Raw genomic sequence first — 15,695 nt, forward strand, 5'->3', positions numbered from 1 at the left:
CTTGGTTTATCCGTATTTTTGGTTCGGTAAAAGCACATCATGAAACATTTTTATATTTTACTGACTGTTCTGGTTCTTTTTTCGGCTTGTAAAAAGAAAGCGGAAAAAACAGTTGGGGTTGTGGATAGACCAACACTGGATTTTGTTGTGGCCTTCGGCTCTTGTAACATGTCGCAGGAACCGAATCCTTTTTGGGACGATATTTTGGCGGAAAAACCCGATGTGTGGATTTGGGGCGGGGATATTGTCTACGCGGATACGGATGATGTGGAAAGATTACGTACTATTTATGCAATGCAGGACACTGTTGCAGGCTATGCCAAATTGAAAAATGAAGTGCCCATAATAGGTACTTGGGACGACCATGATTTTGGTGTGAACGATGGGGGTTCCGAGTTTTCCATAAAGGCCGAAAGCCAACAGGTTTTTTTGGACTTTATGGGTGTGCCCGAGGATAGTGAAAGGAGAGACCAAAAGGGAGTGTATGCTTCCCACCAGTACGAGGTCCCAAAGGGAAAAGTGAAGATCATTGTGCTGGACACCCGATATTTCAGGAGCGAACTCATCAAAGATGAGGATTCCAAAAAACGGTATAGACCCACTATGGATTCTACGGCTACCGTACTTGGAAAAACGCAATGGAAATGGTTGGAAAACGAACTTAACGGTTCGGATGCCGATTTCAATTTGATCATGTCCAGTATCCAGGTACTTTCGGGGGAGCACGGTTTTGAAACTTGGGGCAATTTTCCTTTGGAAGTGGAAAAGTTGGAAAACATGATTGCTGAATCAGGAGCCAAGGGGGTGATCATCCTATCTGGGGACAGACATATTTCCGAATTCTCCAAAACGGATATTGACGGTCTTTCCTATCCCTTGGTAGATTTTACCAGCAGCGGACTTACCCATTCCTACTCGAGCTTTAGCGGTGAACCCAATCAGTATCGCGTAGGGGAGGTGGTTTCGGATAAAAGTTACGGTATCATCAACCTAAATATAGAAGAAAAAAAGGCAGAATTCAAGATTATGGGAGATAACGGAGCTGTGCTCCAAGAGTTAAAACAAAGCTATTGAGCCTTGTACCTTGCTTGAAAAAGCGTAAGTTTGCGCAAAATTTAAAAAATGACTGGAAATAGAACATTTACCATGATTAAGCCTGATGCCGTTGAAAACGGGTACATTGGTGCAATTTTGGATAAAATAACGGCTGCTGGTTTTAAGATTGTGGCCATGAAGTTTACACAATTGAGCAAGAGGGATGCCGAAATATTCTATGCCATCCATAAAGAACGTCCATTTTTTGGCGAGTTGGTAGAGTTTATGACAAGAGGGCCCATTGTGGCCGCTATTTTGGAAAAAGACAATGCAGTGGATGATTTCCGCGCTTTGATCGGTGCCACCAACCCGGAGGAAGCTGCTGAGGGAACCATTAGAAAATTGTACGCGGCCAGTATCGGTGAAAATGCAGTACACGGTTCCGATAGTGATGAAAACGCTGCTATAGAGGGTGCTTTTCACTTCTCAGGAAGGGAAATTTACTAATCGCGATACAAAGATATTTTAGTGGAAGCCACCTTTTCGGGTGGCTTTTTTTATCACATTTGTTGCGGAATCTCATAAAGAATAAAGAATATTATGAAGGGTTCTAAATAAGGTTTCCCGTCGCTTTGCCCTGTCGAAATGACACTTTTTGAGGACTTTGTCATTTTGAGTATAGCGAAAAATCTCTCAAATCAATAATTGATGGTTGTTCTCGATTGCTCCTTCGACAGCGCCCGAACTGACATTCCGATTACCTTAAAACCAATTTTTTCACCAGTTCTTTCCCTAATTCTTCATTGATCATCTTAATAATTTTGGTTTTGCCCAAACTCAATTCTTCTCGCAATACGGAAGAGGAGAGTGAGATAAAGAGCGTTTCGTTCCTTAGTTCAACCGCGGTAGTATAGTTGTTCACGCCATTGCCCATCAATTTAACCCATGCCTCTCTGGCGTCCACTTTGTCCATGCCCTTTTGGAGCTTGTTCTCTTTGATAAACTCGCTCAAAGCTTCGCTTAATGGTATGTGTGAGCTATGCCGTTTGGCCATTACTGTGGAATTTTGATAGGTTCAAAACGTTTGTACTTGTAGACAACACCCTCTTGGTTGGTTACCGAAAAAGAAACTGAATCCAATTGCAGCAGTTTTTCCTCCCACTCGCTAAACCCGCTTTCATAATATAAGGTAAATCTTTCATTGGATTGGGTTATGGTGAAACGCTCCACATCCTTGGAAGTGTTGTAGGTACCATCAAACTTCGGCTTCATTTTTTTTCGATATCCTCTCTGTTCTTTTAAGTGGATGAAATCGATGCTTGTGTTTAAGCCATATTCCTTGATGGACCCATCAGGAAATTCTACCTCCGAAATTTCCCAGTATCCATTCAAATAATGCAAATCATCTTTATTTACGGATGAATCGTTGCATCCCCAAAGCGTCAAAACCAATAATAGGGAAAGGATCTGTCTCATGGTGCTACAAGTTAAATATTTTATAGCTCTGGTGAATGTTTTTAACGATCTCTTCTGTCCTGTCGGCGTGCGTGTCACTGATAAAAATCTGTCCAAAATTATCATCTTTCACTAATCCAACAATATGGGATACCCTGTTTTCGTCCAGTTTGTCAAAAATATCATCCAATAATAGAATTGGGGTGGTGTCCGCCAATTGCTTGATGAAATGGAATTGCGCCAGTTTCAATGCGATCAAAAAGGATTTTTGTTGCCCCTGGCTCCCAAATTTTTTGATGGGATGCCCCGCTATCGTGAAGCTGAGGTCATCTTTATGAACGCCGACCGATGTGTATTGCAACGCTCTGTCTTTTTCAATATTCTTTTCCAAGAGATTCAGGAGTGTGTCATCGCTCAACTGACTTTCGTAGGAGAGGTCTATTTGCTCATCTTTTTCGGAAATATTTTGATATTGTTCTTTAAAAATGGGCAGAAAAGAGTCGATAAATTCAACCCTTTTTTGATGGATTGCCGTTCCCAAGGTATTCATCTGTTCGTTGTAAATGCTCAGGGTATCACGGTCAAAAGTACGGTTGGCGGCAAAATATTTTAGCAGGGAGTTCCGCTGCGAAACCACCTTGTTGTATTTGATTAGGTTTTGCAGATACACCTTGTCGGATTGTGAAATAACCCCGTCCATAAACTTCCTTCGGGTCTCGCTTCCTTCCAAAATAAGGTCACGGTCGGAGGGGGAAATAATCACCAAAGGCAGAAAACCTATATGTTCGGAAAACTTTTCATAGGGTTTTCCATTGCGTTTTATCACTTTTTTGGTTCCTTTTTTAAAGGAACAAAGAATTTTTTCCGTTCTGTTGTGCTTCTCAAATTCCCCTTCGACCACAAAAAAATCCGTTCCGTGTTTTATGTTTTGTGTGGACACGGGATTAAAGTAGCTTTTACCAAAACATAAATGGTAAACAGCATCCAAAACATTGGTCTTTCCCACCCCGTTATCACCCACCAAACAGTTGATCACGGGGTCGAAATCCAGCGCCTTGGAATCGAAATTCTTGTAATTGACTAAAGATAAATGTCTTAAAAACATAAAAAGTTAGAGAAACAATTTGGAATTAAAAGGTGGCCCTCCAAAAAGGGATTCCAAAAATAACGAATAAATTACCTTTTGGTTTTGGATAAAAACTTTATTTTTGCGCGACCAATTAAATGACGGATGGCAACATACAAGAAGAGAGGCTTTAAGCCAAAAAATAAGGAAGAGGAAGCTCAGTTAGAGGAACACGACAGTACAACCGCTGAAGTTTTCAATACTTTGGACGAGGGTGCTTCCAAGACCGAAGCATGGGTTCAAAAAAACCAAAACTACATTTTGGGAGTTATTGGCGTAATTGCCGTGGGTGTATTGGCCTACTTGGGTTACCATCAATTCATCCAGAATCCGAAAGAAGCTGCCGCAGCAAACGAACTTTTTTACCCACAACAATATTTTGATCAAGCCTTGGCAAGTGAAACAGAGAAAGATTCTTTGTTCACTTTGGCATTGAACGGGGCCCAAGGTAAATATGGGTTCTTGGATATTATCGAGGAATACAGCGGTACCAAAGCAGCGAACTTGGCCAAATATTCGGCGGGCATGACGTATTTGAACTTGAAACAGTATGATCAGGCCATTGAGCATTTGGAGGGCTTTTCTTCTGATGATGATATTATGGGGGCCATGGCCAAAGGTGGAATCGGAGATGCTTTCTCACAATTGAACCAGCCTGAAGACGCATTGGACTACTACGAAAAAGCCATTGCGCATAGCGATAACGAGTTTACTGCACCAAGATTTTTACACAAAGCAGGTGTGATTGCCTTGGAACTCGGGGAAAAAAGCAAGGCCTTAGGGTACTTTGAACGCATCAAAGAAGAATATCCCAACTCACAAGAAGCGAATAGCATTGATGCACTGATCGGACTGGCGCAAAACTAAACCATGGCCACAGCGAACAAAAACTTATCCGTTTACGATAAAAGCAAAATCCCAAATGCGAAGAACCTTCGGTTTGGGATTGTTGTTTCTCAATGGAACGGCGGAATTACCGAGGCCCTATACCAAGGTGCCGAAGAAGCTTTAATGGATTGTGGAGCACTCCCTGAAAATGTGCTTCGTTGGGATGTGCCCGGAAGTTTTGAATTGACCTTCGGTTGCAAAAAAATGATTCAAACAGAAAAAGTTGATGCCATTGTAGCCATTGGCAGTGTTATCCGTGGCGAAACCAGTCATTTTGATTTTGTTTGCAGTGCAACGGCCCAAGGTATCAAGGATTTAAATGTGGCGTATGATGTTCCCGTGATCTTTTGTGTGTTGACGGATGATAACATTGAGCAATCCAAAGCCAGAAGTGGGGGCAAACACGGAAACAAAGGAACCGAAGCAGCCATTGCCGCCATTCAAATGGCCGTGCTGGGGAAATAAGTTCAAGTTCAATAACTCCAACAATCCATTTATCCAATAATCCAAAGATCTGGTTAGCTGTTAACATTTTTTGGGACAAACGCCCAACCCTTTTTTTCTATTTTGAGTACCTTTGAGGCTACAGCGATAAGGATACCATGCGAAACCCTTTAAAACTTAGGAAAAATAAGAGCTTCGATTACTCCCCCAGATATTACAAGGGAGAGGGGAATCCTTATAAAATTGAGCACAAACTCGATAAATTTCGAAGTACGGCACATTCTACAAGGGGGCTCAAGAATAAGTTGACTTCTGCGGTTGATGATTTACAGACCGAAGGGGATAAAAATTTAAAGCTTCGTTTTTGGATTATTGTGGCCGTTTTGGTGTTGCTGTTCCTGTTTATCATCGATTTTGATCTATCAATATTCCTGAATCCATAATGGCGGATATCATCAAACTTTTACCGGACCATGTCGCTAACCAAATAGCTGCAGGGGAGGTGGTCCAACGACCCGCTTCCGTTGTAAAGGAACTTTTGGAAAATGCCATTGATGCAGGTTCAACTTCTATAAAACTTATTGTTAAAGATGGTGGCAAAGCACTTATCCAGGTGGTTGACGATGGTGTTGGTATGAGCGAAACGGATGCCCGATTGTCTTTTGAACGGCATGCGACTTCCAAAATATCATCGGCGCAGGACCTGTTCAATCTGGAAACCAAAGGTTTTCGGGGAGAGGCCTTGGCCTCCATTGCCGCAATTGCCCATGTGGATATGCAAACCAGAACCTCGTCCAATGAGGTGGGAACCCATCTTAAGATTGAAGGCAGCAAGATTGTTTCCCAAGAAGTTGTAGCGACTCCAAAGGGAACTTCAATATCCGTCAAAAACCTGTTTTTTAATATTCCAGCAAGACGGAACTTTTTGAAATCGAACCAAGTGGAGCTTCGCCATATTACCGACGAGTTTCATAGGGTAGCCTTGGTACATCCCAATATTGAGTTCCATTTTTACAATAACGGCTCTGAGATTTTTAACCTGCCCAGCACAAAGCACCGCCAACGAATTGTGCACATCTTTGGCAGTAAAATGGAGCACCGTTTGGTACCGGTAAACGAAGAAACCGAAGTGGTGAAAGTATCTGGTTTCATCTGTAAACCGGAGTTTGCCAAAAAGAGCAGGGGAGAGCAGTTCTTTTTTGCCAACGACCGTTATATCAAAAGTCCTTATTTGCATCACGCCGTGGTAGCTGCTTTTGAGGGGTTGATAAAATCCGACACCTACCCTGGTTATTTTTTGTTTTTGGATGTGGATCCATCTTCCATCGATATCAACATCCATCCCACAAAAACAGAGGTAAAGTTTGATGATGAGAACACCTTGTATGCCATTTTAAGGTCAACCATTAAGCATAGCTTGGGACAGTTCAACGTGGCCCCTGTATTGGATTTTGATCACGATCCCAATTTGGACACGCCCTATTCCTACAAAGAGAAGGGTGCAGTGTTGCCCAAAGTAACGGTGGACGCCACGTTTAACCCTTTTGAAGAATCAACTCTCAAGAGAAGCAATGGTGGAAGTGGTCTCCGTAAACCAAGTACCAAGGGTTGGGAGGATTTATATGAAGGTCTTGGCACTCAAAGCGATCACCAAGAATTTAGTAGTCTGGTCATTGAGTCCGAGGGCGAGGGGCAGGGCACTTTATATCCTGGCGAAGGTGTCGAGGAACATTTGGCCAGTACGTTTCAATTGCGCCGAAAATATGTGGTAAGCACGGTAAAATCCGGGATGTTGGTCATTCATCAAAATAGGGCCCACGAGCGTATCCTTTTTGAGAAATTTTTGGGCGAGATTACCGTAAAAGAGGGTGTGAGCCAACAATTGCTGTTTCCTTTGGAACTGACCTTTAATAAACAGGAATTGGCGGTGCTCAAGGAAATCAAAGAAAGTCTGACAAACATTGGTTTTGCATTCCAGAGTTTGGAGGAGGAAACTGTAAAAGTGACAGGCGTACCCATGATGGTTCCCGAGAGTGGGATTGGCACGGTATTGGATCGCTTAATTTCAGATTATATGGAGGGTTATGCCGATGGCTCCATTTCGCAGGCCGAAATGTTGGCCAAGGCATTAAGTGGGAATTTGGCCGTAAGAACTGGCGATGTGTTGGACCAAGAATCGCAATTGACCTTGGTGAACAACCTTTTTGCGTGCAAGGAGCCCAATTTGAGCCCTTTTCAAAAAATAACATATACCATTATCTCGGAAGGGGATATAGATAAAAAATTTAATTAAATGGGTAGACTTACCGAGGCAGTAAAGCATATTTTGATCATTAACGTGATCATGTTTCTTGCCACACAATTATACGGAGACCAAATGTACCAATGGATGTCACTTTGGTTTCCCAAGAATTCCAATTTTGAATGGTGGCAGGTGGTAACCCACATGTTTATGCATGGTAACTTTATGCATATCCTTTTTAATATGTACGCGCTTTGGGCCTTTGGTACGCCTTTGGAGCGTATTTGGGGCAAAAACAAGTTTATTTTCTTCTATTTTTCGGCAGGATTGGGTTCTGCCGCATTGCATACCGGGGTGAATTATTTCCTTTTCAACGAAGGAATGAGTGCTTTGGAAGGTGCAGGTATTGCCCGTACACAGATTTTGGATATTTTGGCCAACGGGCAGTATAGCCCCGGTTGGTACGATATTGTTGGGAAGAGTACGGTGGATAGTATGTTGACAGCTTTCAACACCCCAGCAGTTGGGGCATCGGGGGCTATTTACGGTATTTTGGTGGCTTTTGCATTTATGTATTCGGAGGCCAAACTGATGCTTATCTTTTTGCCCGTACCGATAAAGGCGAAGTACTTTGTGCCGATTCTTATTGCCGTTGACCTTATTTTTGGAATAGGCAATGTTAATACAGGGGTGGCACATTTTGCACACATTGGCGGTGCTTTAATTGGTTTTATAATGATGTGGTACTGGAAAAAGAACCAGTTCAACAGTAATCGGTGGGATTAACTTATGATGAACGGTGGGCTACGATATCAATTTGCGAGGCTTAGTATTGCAGAGAAACTTATAGCGGTAAACGTACTGTTGTTTTTGTTGGATGGTCTATCCGGAGCGTTACTGGGTCAATCCTTTTCGCATTGGTTCCATTTGCCGAAGGATTTCTTTGAATTTTTGGCACAACCGTGGTCTTTGGTCACATATTCATTTTTCCATGCAGGCTTCGGTCATATTTTTTGGAATATGATCGTACTTTACTTTGCCAGTCGAATCTTTTTGAACCTTTTTGATGCCCAACGCTTTATCAACGTCTACTTTTTAGGATTGATATTGGGTGGGTTGGTATTTCTGCTCAGCTATAATGTTTTTCCAACCTTGGTCAATTCCAATACAGCTTTAATCGGAGCATCTGCAGGTGTAAACGCTGTGCTCATTTTTGTTTGTGCCTATATTCCCAATCAAGAAGTTCGTGTTATTTTCTTCAACATCAAACTATGGTATATCGGGGTTGCTTTGGTGGTAAAGGATTTGGTACTCATTGGTATGGGCGACAACATTGGTGGGGGAATGGCCCATTTGGGAGGTGCTTTTTTGGGGTATATGTATGCTAGGCAACTGTTTAAAGGCAATGATATCGGTGCTGGTTTTACCAAATTGAGAAATTCAATCGTAGACCTTTTTAAACCTAGAGAAAGAAAGGCCCCCATGAAGACGGTCTATAAGAAAAAAGCGGCATCAAAAAGCAAAGTAGATTACGATAAACAAGCCAAACAAAAAAAGATAGATTCCATTTTGGATAAAATCAGCAAGTCTGGCTACGAGAGTTTGTCCAAGCAGGAAAAGGACTTTTTGTTTAAGGCCGGTAAGGAAGATTAGACCGTGAAAAAAGCTACCTCGATAATTGATAGGATTGTGTATGCAATCAATGTGTTAGTTGCGGTTTTATTGATAATCACCGGCATACTATCCTATATGCCGTTCCAGATTGTTTCGGCCTTATCTGTTCTAAGTTTAGTTGTTCCCTTTCTTTTTGCACTTAATATCTTATTCCTTGTTTACTGGGGCATCAAACTAAAAAGACAGCTTGTTCTTTCCTTGGTTGCGATTGTTCTTGGTTATTTAATGTTTGGACCTTTTTATGGATTGGGCAACAACGACGTTCCTCAAAAAGAATCATCCGACTTAAAAATCATGTCCTATAATGTGTGGGGGTTCAACAAAAATGGTTGGATGAAAGAGCCTGGTGTTGGAGATAGCATTGTCCAATTTATTAAGAAGCAAGACCCTGATATTCTTTGTATACAGGAGCACGCCAGAACACGTCATCGTCAGTTAAAACAGTACCCCTATAGAAGTGAGACGCCTTATGTCAAAAAAAGGACAATTCAAGCTATATTTTCGAAGTATCCGATTGTAAATAATGGTTCTTTGGATTTGCCAGGCACTATAAATAATATTATTTATGCGGATATTGTCTTTCACAAGGATACTATAAGAGTATACAATCTTCATTTGCAATCGTTTAAAATAAGACCCAGTGCCGATAATTTTTCAGATGGGGAAAAATCGGAGAGAACATATAAAAGATTGGTCCATACATTTTCGAAGCAGTTGGAGCAGGCGGAAATATTTAGGGAACATTTTGAAAACAGCCCTTATACCAATATAGCTTGTGGTGATTTTAACAATACACAGTTTTCCAACATCTACAAAATTGTAAAGGGAGATTTGCAAGATACTTTTTTGGAAAAGGGCAAGGGCTTTGGCCGTACTTATGATTTTTGGAAGATTCCATTGCGTATCGATTATATATTGGCCGATTCTGAGTTTGAAGTGCTTTCCCATCAAAATTTTGATGACCGATTGTCCGATCACTATCCTATTATGGCCACTTTGCGCTTCAGCTCACATGAGTAGGCAATCCAATGTATCCGCAAAAATGTGGATGATCAAGGCCAATCCAATTATTCGTGTGGGTTTAAAAAATGGCAAAATGCAGTAGATGGCTATTGCCCAATAACTGTGTAGTGTATGAAAACCAATGCTACAACGGTTGGTATCAAACAGAGGAGTGGCCCAAAGGTGATCTACATCGATGATAATTCCCGCCAACAGTATTAATGCCACTTTGATTCTATGGTCCTTGAAAAACCAAATGGCTATCAAAATAGGGATTAAAAAGTGTATGCCGTAATGGAGTAGATGCCTAAGCATGTTTTAAATCCAAAGATAGACTTTTTAGGTAACTGAGCGTGTTGGTGCCCTCGTTGAACAGGAGGTCCAGTACACTTAAATTTGGGATGAATCCGTGGCGTTCCTCAAATACTTGGGCATAAGATCCCATATTCCAATTCCTTTCCTTTTTTGCTTCTACCAAAAACCGAGCATCAAAAAGCGTTGCTGGTGACACTTCGTATTTTTCGGATTTTTGTGTTGGGATTGCCAGCCCAATACAATCTGCAATTGTTTCTATGGTTTTTAAATTGAAGTCGTAAAGGGAGTCTTCAGAGTCTTCGTAAAGGGGTCTTAGCTCATCCTCATAAAATTCAAAAAATGGTGAGGTCCTGTATGCAGTTTCCAAAGTACGCCAATGTTCTTTTTTCCAGTTATAACTGTTCTCCGTGCCTACATCAACATATTTTTGTCGACCTTCTTGGCCACCAACGTGCTTAATGGGGACGTTGAGCATGTGCTTGCCCTTATCTGTGGAAATATAACAGCGGTTTCTGTACGTCTGCTTCTGAAAATTATCATGGGCCTCCCAAACCACTTCATGCTGCACAATGGCCGCAAAAGTGGCAATACTTGGAAAATAAGAGGGATGTACGAGTATTTTCAAAGAACAATGTAATTAACGGTTATCTATGCTTTGCTCTTCTTTTTCTTACGGAAGAAATCAAAAATGAACCAAGCTGCCAAAAGCCCGATGAAATACCAGAAATAGGATACAGGTTCGCCGCTTCCGCCAACGGTAGTAAATACACGGTCCCAACGAACTCTCCAATTGGCGATTCCTTGTCTAAAGTTGTCAAAGCTCATCCAAAGGAAAACAGGCTTGCCCACAATGTGGTCGGCAGGAACATACCCCCATGTCCTACTATCTTCGGAGTGGTCACGATTGTCACCCATCATCCAATAATAATCTTGTTTAAAAGTGTAGGAATCGGCTTCCTTTCCGTTGATGAGCACTTTGTTTCCTGTTACTTTTACTTCGTTGTGCTCGTAATCGCGGATGATTTTTTTGTACAACGGAATAGTTCTCGAATTGATTTCCACCGTGGTTCCTTTCTTAGGAATATAAATCGGTCCAAAGTTATCGTTGTTCCAAGGGTAGAGGGAGGGTTTTTGTGGGAAAGCACCGCCATATTCCCCTTTGGGTTCTATGGTCTGTACCACTGAGTCTATTGCAGGATTGCTCCTAAGGGCATCAACCATTTCACTGGTGAGGTTGGCCATCCGGGAGCGGGGTTTTTCCTCGGTGAGCGAAAGCCGCAATTGACGAATAACATCGGTTGGAATACCATTTTCCTGTGTGTAAAGCTCAATTTTGCCATCGTCCGTTGGTCTTGCACCGGAAATGTATGGCGCCAACCCATTATATTGGGATTCATTGATGTTGGTGGCAATATATTTACGAACGTAGTCGGAAGCATCAACATCCTCCAAGTATTTACTGGACACCCCATTTTTAGCATAAATGTCATACATATACATGGGTTTTGCCCTGTCCGAAAGTTGAAGCTGCTCACCGTTGATGTGCACATATCCATTGATTACTTCCAATGAATCCCCAGGGGTTCCCACACATCGTTTTACGTAGTTTGATTTTTTGTCGATAGGTTTTATAACTGCCTTTTGTGCCTTAAAGAATTGATACAGAGTATCAGCGGGCAAGCTAAAGACAACGATGTCGTTCTTCTCCACTTTTTCAAAACCGGGCAAACGCATATATGGAAGTTGCAATTTGTTTATCCAAGAAGTTTTGTGAGTTTCCGGATCAACGTCAGCTAGGTATGATCTTGTTTTGAGTATGGGAAGGGTGTCATGGACCATTGGCGCCGCCAAGGTGGTCATGGGCACTCGTGCACCGTAATGGAATTTGCTCACAAACAAGAAGTCGCCGACCCGCAAAGTGCGCTCTAATGATCCCGTTGGAATTACGTAGGGTTGAATAAAATAGGTGTGGACAAAGGTTGCAGCTACAACGGCAAATACAATGGAGCTTACCCATTCGCCCAATCCCGTTTTAGGTTTTAGGCTGCGGTCTTCAATGTACTGTACGTCCTCCGCATAATTAAGGTAATAAATGTAAAGGCCAAGGGTAAGGATGACCAGCCAAGTATCTACAAGCGAGTTCTTTCCAAAACTGCGGATGGTTTCCACCCAAACTACGGGGAACATCAATAAATTGATGATCGGAATGAACAACAAAAGCACCCACCACCATGGTCTATTGATGATTTTCATCAAAACAATGCCATTATAAATAGGTATGGCGGCTTCCCATGGTTTTCTGCCTGCCTTAACGTAGAGTTTCCACGTTCCCAAGAAATGGATAACCTGAATGATCAGGATAAAAATGATCCATTGTGTACCGTCCATATAAAAAAGTTTCTTTGTTAGACCCTGGGTCTAAATTCTTGTTACGTTTTTTAGCTTAGGTTTAACACATCTTTCATGGAAAAAACACCTGTTTTTCCATGTATCCATTCCGATGCAATAACTGCTCCCAGAGCAAAACCTTCCCTGTTGTGTGCTTCGTGTTTTATCTCAATAGTGTCCACCGAACTTTTATAAGAAATACTGTGCGTTCCAGGAACCATACCTTCCCTGATGGATTTTATAGGGATGATTTTATCTCCCGATTGTTCCAATTTCCAGTTTTCGTAGGGGGTGTGTTCAATTATTCCCTCGGCAAGGGTAATGGCGGTTCCACTGGGCGCATCCAATTTTTGGGTGTGATGGATTTCTTCCATGGAAACCTTGTATTGCCCCGATCCATCCATCATTTTGGCAAGATGTTTATTGAGTTCAAAAAAAATATTGACCCCCAAACTAAAATTGGAGGCGTAGATAAAAGCACTTTTATGTTCTTCACAAATTTTGATGGCTTCGGAAAATTTATCCAACCATCCCGTTGTACCGCTGATTACGGGAACCTTGTTTTTAAAACAGTTGGTGATATTACCAAAAGCAGCCTCGGGTGTACTAAAATCAATGGCAACATCCATAGAGGCATATTCTACATCTTGTGAAGGGTCATCAATTTTTGCTACAATGGAATGGCCTCTGTCCTGAGCAATCTGCTCTATCATCTTTCCCATTTTGCCATATCCAAACAGACCAATCTTCATACATTAAAATTTTATCACCATGGCCATACCGTAGTTTGGCCGATTGGTAAAGGGGTTTATATCTAAATAAGGGTTGAAGTCTACTGCCAGATCATCACTTACATTATATTGCTTTAAGTGCGAGTCCACATTGGCATCTATAATGTTCAAGGCATAGAGCGCAATGGTTATAACCAAGGCCAAATCCCTGTCCCTTTGTGTGTTTTCCTGTGCTTCCTGGAGCGCTTCCGAAGTTAGATCCGGTCCGCTTCCATCGCTGTTCAAATCCCAGAATTCGTCGTCTTCAAAACCTGCAAGTCGGCGCTTGAAAGCGTTTCTTGCCCTACGATATTCAGTGTTGTTATAGGAATAAACATAGATGCCTGTTCCAATGGCACCCCAAACTATGGGAGCCTTCCAATAGCGTTTGTTGTAAATTTGTCCAAGGCCTGGGAGAATTGCCGAATAAAAAGCAGCCTTACTGGGTGCAAGGGGGTTGATGTTCTCCTTTTTAGTAACCTCTTCAAAAGTAACGCCTTCCCCTTTCATATTTTGTGAAAGAGAATCCACCTCTTTGGTTTGTTGGGGCTGTTTTTTGCTTTCTTTTTCCTTTTCTTCCTGAGAAAACCCTGTGAGAGACAACAAAAAAGCAAAGAACAATAAAAGGAGGTTTTTATTCACCTGTCAACAATTTTTTGATACGCTTAAAATCTTCTTCCGAATGAAAGGGTATCACAATTTTTCCTTTTCCGTTTTTTGATGTGGTGATGTCCACCTTTGTGGCGAGCCGTTCCTTGATGGAGTCCAAACTATTGGAAACAAACTCGGGAACATCCGATTTACCCTTCTTCTTTTCGGAGCTAGAACCCTTAGGTTCTTTATGGGCTTTTACCAACTGTTCGGTGGCTCTTACGGACAAACCCTCGGAAACTACTTTTTCATAGATGGCGATCTGTTCCTTTTTCTTATCGATGTTGATAAGCGCCCTGCCGTGCCCCATACTGATGAAACCGTCCCGCATTCCGGTTTGGATAATGGGGTCCAATTTGAGCAAGCGCAAATAATTGGTGATGGTGGAACGTTTTTTACCAACACGATCGCTCAATTTTTCTTGGGTGATTTGTATCTCGTCGATAAGTCTTTGGTACGAAAGTGCAATTTCGATGGGGTCGAGATCTTGCCTTTGGATGTTCTCCACCAAGGCCATCTCCAAGGACTCTTGATCATTGGCAATTCGGATATAGGCCGGAATGGTCTCCAATCCGACCAATTTCGATGCCCGGAACCTACGTTCACCGGAAACCAATTGGAATTTATTGAAATCCAGCTTCCTAACCGTTATCGGTTGTATGATGCCCAATTCACGAATGGAACTGGCCAATTCTTCAAGGTTTTCGTCGTTAAAATTGGAACGTGGCTGAAATGGGTTTACCTCAATGGAATTGATATCCAGTTCCACTACATTGCCTATTACCTTATCCGCATTTTTATCCGAAACTGATTTAATATCGTTTTCCGGATCATTTAAAAGAGCGGACAGGCCTCTTCCCAGTGCCTGTTTTTTTGTTGCTTTCGCCATTTAAACTTTCTCCTTGTTTTTCTTCAAAATTTCGTTGGCCAAGTTAAGATAATTGGAAGCACCTTTGCTGCTCGCATCATATTTTATGATACTTTCCCCGTAACTTGGGGCTTCACTTAACCTGACGTTTCTTTGGATGATGGTGTCAAAGACCATATCCGCGAAGTGTTTTTTCACTTCTTCCACAACTTGGTTGGAAAGGCGTAATCTGGAATCGTACATCGTCAAGAGCATTCCCTCGATATCCAAATCGTTGTTGTGTATTTTTTGAACACTCTTTACGGTGTTCAAAAGTTTGCCAAGGCCCTCCAAGGCAAAATACTCACATTGTATTGGTATCATCACGGAATCGGCAGCGGTAAGTGCGTTCAAGGTCAACAATCCCAAAGATGGAGCGCAATCTATCAGTACAAAATCATACCTGTCGCCCAAATTTTTGAGGGCTTCTTTCATCATGTACTCCCTATTGTCCTTGTCCACCAATTCAATCTCGATGGCAACAAGGTCGATGTGTGCGGGTACCAAATCCACATTTGGGGAATCTGTTTTAATGGTTACTTCATCCACACTCATGGTATGTTCCAAAAGTTGATATGTACCTTTTTCGATAGAGTCAACATCAACACCTAAACCTGATGTTGCATTGGCTTGGGGGTCGGCATCGATCAGTAATACCTTTTTTTCCAATACACCTAAGGAGGCCGCAAGGTTCACCGTAGTAGTAGTTTTGCCTACACCGCCCTTTTGGTTTGCAATTGCAATAATCTTGCCCATTTCATAGTAAGTTAGGTGCTAAAAATACGATTATTTAGGATG

The 15,695-nt window shown here is 41.9% G+C and carries 19 protein-coding genes; 9 read left to right on the top strand and 10 right to left on the bottom strand.

The features are described from left to right. Window positions 1–39 precede the first annotated feature (39 nt). Window positions 40–1,074: an alkaline phosphatase D family protein gene (locus VM932_RS08640; protein WP_326278418.1), complete on the top strand. Its 1,035-nt coding sequence runs from the start codon at window positions 40–42 to the stop codon at window positions 1,072–1,074. Window positions 1,075–1,122: 48 nt separating this feature from the next. Continuing rightward, window positions 1,123–1,542, top strand: coding sequence for a nucleoside-diphosphate kinase (locus VM932_RS08645; RefSeq protein ID WP_100815890.1), 420 nt, complete (start codon window positions 1,123–1,125; stop codon window positions 1,540–1,542). Between the two features lie 250 nt (window positions 1,543–1,792). Here VM932_RS08645 and VM932_RS08650 read toward each other — a convergent pair whose 3' ends face one another. The 3 genes from VM932_RS08650 to recF are packed head-to-tail and all read right to left on the bottom strand — an operon-like array spanning window position 1,793 to window position 3,595. Next, complete coding sequence (locus tag VM932_RS08650; protein ID WP_326278420.1) at window positions 1,793–2,089, bottom strand: DciA family protein; 297 nt, start codon at window positions 2,087–2,089, stop codon at window positions 1,793–1,795. Beyond that, a complete protein-coding gene (locus VM932_RS08655; RefSeq protein ID WP_293168192.1) occupies window positions 2,089–2,511 on the bottom strand; it encodes a hypothetical protein in 423 nt (140 codons plus the stop codon). Before VM932_RS08655 ends, VM932_RS08650 begins: the two co-directional genes overlap by 1 nt. Before the next feature lie 4 nt (window positions 2,512–2,515). After that, window positions 2,516–3,595, bottom strand: a complete 1,080-nt coding sequence (recF, locus tag VM932_RS08660) for a DNA replication/repair protein RecF (RefSeq protein ID WP_326278422.1) — start codon at window positions 3,593–3,595, stop codon at window positions 2,516–2,518. Between the two features lie 126 nt (window positions 3,596–3,721). Between recF and VM932_RS08665 the strand changes: the two genes are divergently transcribed. The 7 genes from VM932_RS08665 to VM932_RS08695 all read left to right on the top strand — a co-directional run bounded on the left by VM932_RS08665 (window position 3,722) and on the right by VM932_RS08695 (window position 9,884). Further along, complete coding sequence (locus tag VM932_RS08665) at window positions 3,722–4,483, top strand: tetratricopeptide repeat protein (RefSeq protein WP_326278423.1); 762 nt, start codon at window positions 3,722–3,724, stop codon at window positions 4,481–4,483. A gap of 3 nt (window positions 4,484–4,486) precedes the next feature. After that, window positions 4,487–4,969, top strand: a complete 483-nt coding sequence (gene ribH, locus VM932_RS08670) for a 6,7-dimethyl-8-ribityllumazine synthase (protein ID WP_326278424.1) — start codon at window positions 4,487–4,489, stop codon at window positions 4,967–4,969. Window positions 4,970–5,106: 137 nt separating this feature from the next. Next, the gene (locus tag VM932_RS08675; protein ID WP_014031601.1) at window positions 5,107–5,391 is read left to right on the top strand and encodes a hypothetical protein; all 285 of its coding nucleotides are present in this window, start codon (window positions 5,107–5,109) and stop codon (window positions 5,389–5,391) included. After that, a complete protein-coding gene (gene mutL / locus VM932_RS08680; protein ID WP_326278426.1) occupies window positions 5,391–7,241 on the top strand; it encodes a DNA mismatch repair endonuclease MutL in 1,851 nt (616 codons plus the stop codon). The genes VM932_RS08675 and mutL overlap by 1 nt, the downstream gene beginning before the upstream one ends. Next, window positions 7,242–7,976, top strand: a complete 735-nt coding sequence (locus VM932_RS08685; protein ID WP_326278427.1) for a rhomboid family intramembrane serine protease — start codon at window positions 7,242–7,244, stop codon at window positions 7,974–7,976. Between the two features lie 3 nt (window positions 7,977–7,979). Beyond that, a complete protein-coding gene (locus VM932_RS08690; RefSeq protein ID WP_326278428.1) occupies window positions 7,980–8,843 on the top strand; it encodes a rhomboid family intramembrane serine protease in 864 nt (287 codons plus the stop codon). 36 nt (window positions 8,844–8,879) lie between these two features. Further along, complete coding sequence (locus VM932_RS08695; RefSeq protein WP_487309604.1) at window positions 8,880–9,884, top strand: endonuclease/exonuclease/phosphatase family protein; 1,005 nt, start codon at window positions 8,880–8,882, stop codon at window positions 9,882–9,884. On the opposite strand, the gene VM932_RS08700 is transcribed toward VM932_RS08695, so the two are convergent. From VM932_RS08700 to VM932_RS08730, 7 genes are read right to left on the bottom strand one after another with little or no spacing between them, the layout of a single operon-like run. Next, window positions 9,873–10,181, bottom strand: coding sequence for a DUF6122 family protein (locus tag VM932_RS08700; protein ID WP_326278431.1), 309 nt, complete (start codon window positions 10,179–10,181; stop codon window positions 9,873–9,875). The genes VM932_RS08695 and VM932_RS08700 overlap by 12 nt on opposite strands. After that, window positions 10,174–10,806 (bottom strand): WbqC family protein, encoded by a 633-nt coding sequence (locus tag VM932_RS08705; RefSeq protein WP_326278433.1) that lies wholly within the window; start codon window positions 10,804–10,806, stop codon window positions 10,174–10,176. Before VM932_RS08705 ends, VM932_RS08700 begins: the two co-directional genes overlap by 8 nt. Before the next feature lie 23 nt (window positions 10,807–10,829). Next, entirely contained in the window at window positions 10,830–12,569 is a 1,740-nt protein-coding gene (gene lepB, locus VM932_RS08710) for a signal peptidase I (RefSeq protein WP_326278434.1), read from the bottom strand. Window positions 12,570–12,619: 50 nt separating this feature from the next. Further along, window positions 12,620–13,321 carry a 4-hydroxy-tetrahydrodipicolinate reductase gene (gene dapB / locus VM932_RS08715; RefSeq protein WP_326278435.1) on the bottom strand — a complete coding sequence of 234 codons (702 nt, stop codon included), beginning with the start codon at window positions 13,319–13,321 and terminating at the stop codon, window positions 12,620–12,622. A gap of 3 nt (window positions 13,322–13,324) precedes the next feature. Continuing rightward, window positions 13,325–13,981, bottom strand: a complete 657-nt coding sequence (locus tag VM932_RS08720; RefSeq protein WP_326278437.1) for a DUF5683 domain-containing protein — start codon at window positions 13,979–13,981, stop codon at window positions 13,325–13,327. Further along, entirely contained in the window at window positions 13,974–14,879 is a 906-nt protein-coding gene (locus tag VM932_RS08725; protein WP_326278439.1) for a ParB/RepB/Spo0J family partition protein, read from the bottom strand. The genes VM932_RS08720 and VM932_RS08725 overlap by 8 nt, the downstream gene beginning before the upstream one ends. Continuing rightward, on the bottom strand, window positions 14,880–15,653 hold the full coding sequence (locus VM932_RS08730) for a ParA family protein (protein WP_326278440.1): 774 nt from the start codon (window positions 15,651–15,653) through the stop codon (window positions 14,880–14,882). Window positions 15,654–15,695 lie beyond the last annotated feature (42 nt).

The organism is Flagellimonas halotolerans, assembly GCF_035818535.1.
GTDB lineage: Bacteria > Bacteroidota > Bacteroidia > Flavobacteriales > Flavobacteriaceae > Flagellimonas > Flagellimonas halotolerans.

Excerpts from the sequence above, each read along its gene's own strand:
- VM932_RS08640 (WP_326278418.1), top strand. The coding sequence starts at position 40 with ATGAAACATTTTTATATTTTACTGACTGTTCTGGTTCTTTTTTCGGCT.
- VM932_RS08675 (WP_014031601.1), top strand. The coding sequence starts at position 5,107 with ATGCGAAACCCTTTAAAACTTAGGAAAAATAAGAGCTTCGATTACTCC.
- VM932_RS08685 (WP_326278427.1), top strand. The coding sequence starts at position 7,242 with ATGGGTAGACTTACCGAGGCAGTAAAGCATATTTTGATCATTAACGTG.
- VM932_RS08665 (WP_326278423.1), top strand. The coding sequence starts at position 3,722 with ATGGCAACATACAAGAAGAGAGGCTTTAAGCCAAAAAATAAGGAAGAG.
- VM932_RS08655 (WP_293168192.1), bottom strand. The coding sequence starts at position 2,511 with ATGAGACAGATCCTTTCCCTATTATTGGTTTTGACGCTTTGGGGATGC.
- VM932_RS08730 (WP_326278440.1), bottom strand. The coding sequence starts at position 15,653 with ATGGGCAAGATTATTGCAATTGCAAACCAAAAGGGCGGTGTAGGCAAA.
- VM932_RS08690 (WP_326278428.1), top strand. The coding sequence starts at position 7,980 with ATGATGAACGGTGGGCTACGATATCAATTTGCGAGGCTTAGTATTGCA.
- lepB (WP_326278434.1), bottom strand. The coding sequence starts at position 12,569 with ATGGACGGTACACAATGGATCATTTTTATCCTGATCATTCAGGTTATC.
- VM932_RS08725 (WP_326278439.1), bottom strand. The coding sequence starts at position 14,879 with ATGGCGAAAGCAACAAAAAAACAGGCACTGGGAAGAGGCCTGTCCGCT.
- mutL (WP_326278426.1), top strand. The coding sequence starts at position 5,391 with ATGGCGGATATCATCAAACTTTTACCGGACCATGTCGCTAACCAAATA.
- dapB (WP_326278435.1), bottom strand. The coding sequence starts at position 13,321 with ATGAAGATTGGTCTGTTTGGATATGGCAAAATGGGAAAGATGATAGAG.
- recF (WP_326278422.1), bottom strand. The coding sequence starts at position 3,595 with ATGTTTTTAAGACATTTATCTTTAGTCAATTACAAGAATTTCGATTCC.
- ribH (WP_326278424.1), top strand. The coding sequence starts at position 4,487 with ATGGCCACAGCGAACAAAAACTTATCCGTTTACGATAAAAGCAAAATC.
- VM932_RS08650 (WP_326278420.1), bottom strand. The coding sequence starts at position 2,089 with ATGGCCAAACGGCATAGCTCACACATACCATTAAGCGAAGCTTTGAGC.
- VM932_RS08645 (WP_100815890.1), top strand. The coding sequence starts at position 1,123 with ATGACTGGAAATAGAACATTTACCATGATTAAGCCTGATGCCGTTGAA.
- VM932_RS08700 (WP_326278431.1), bottom strand. The coding sequence starts at position 10,181 with ATGCTTAGGCATCTACTCCATTACGGCATACACTTTTTAATCCCTATT.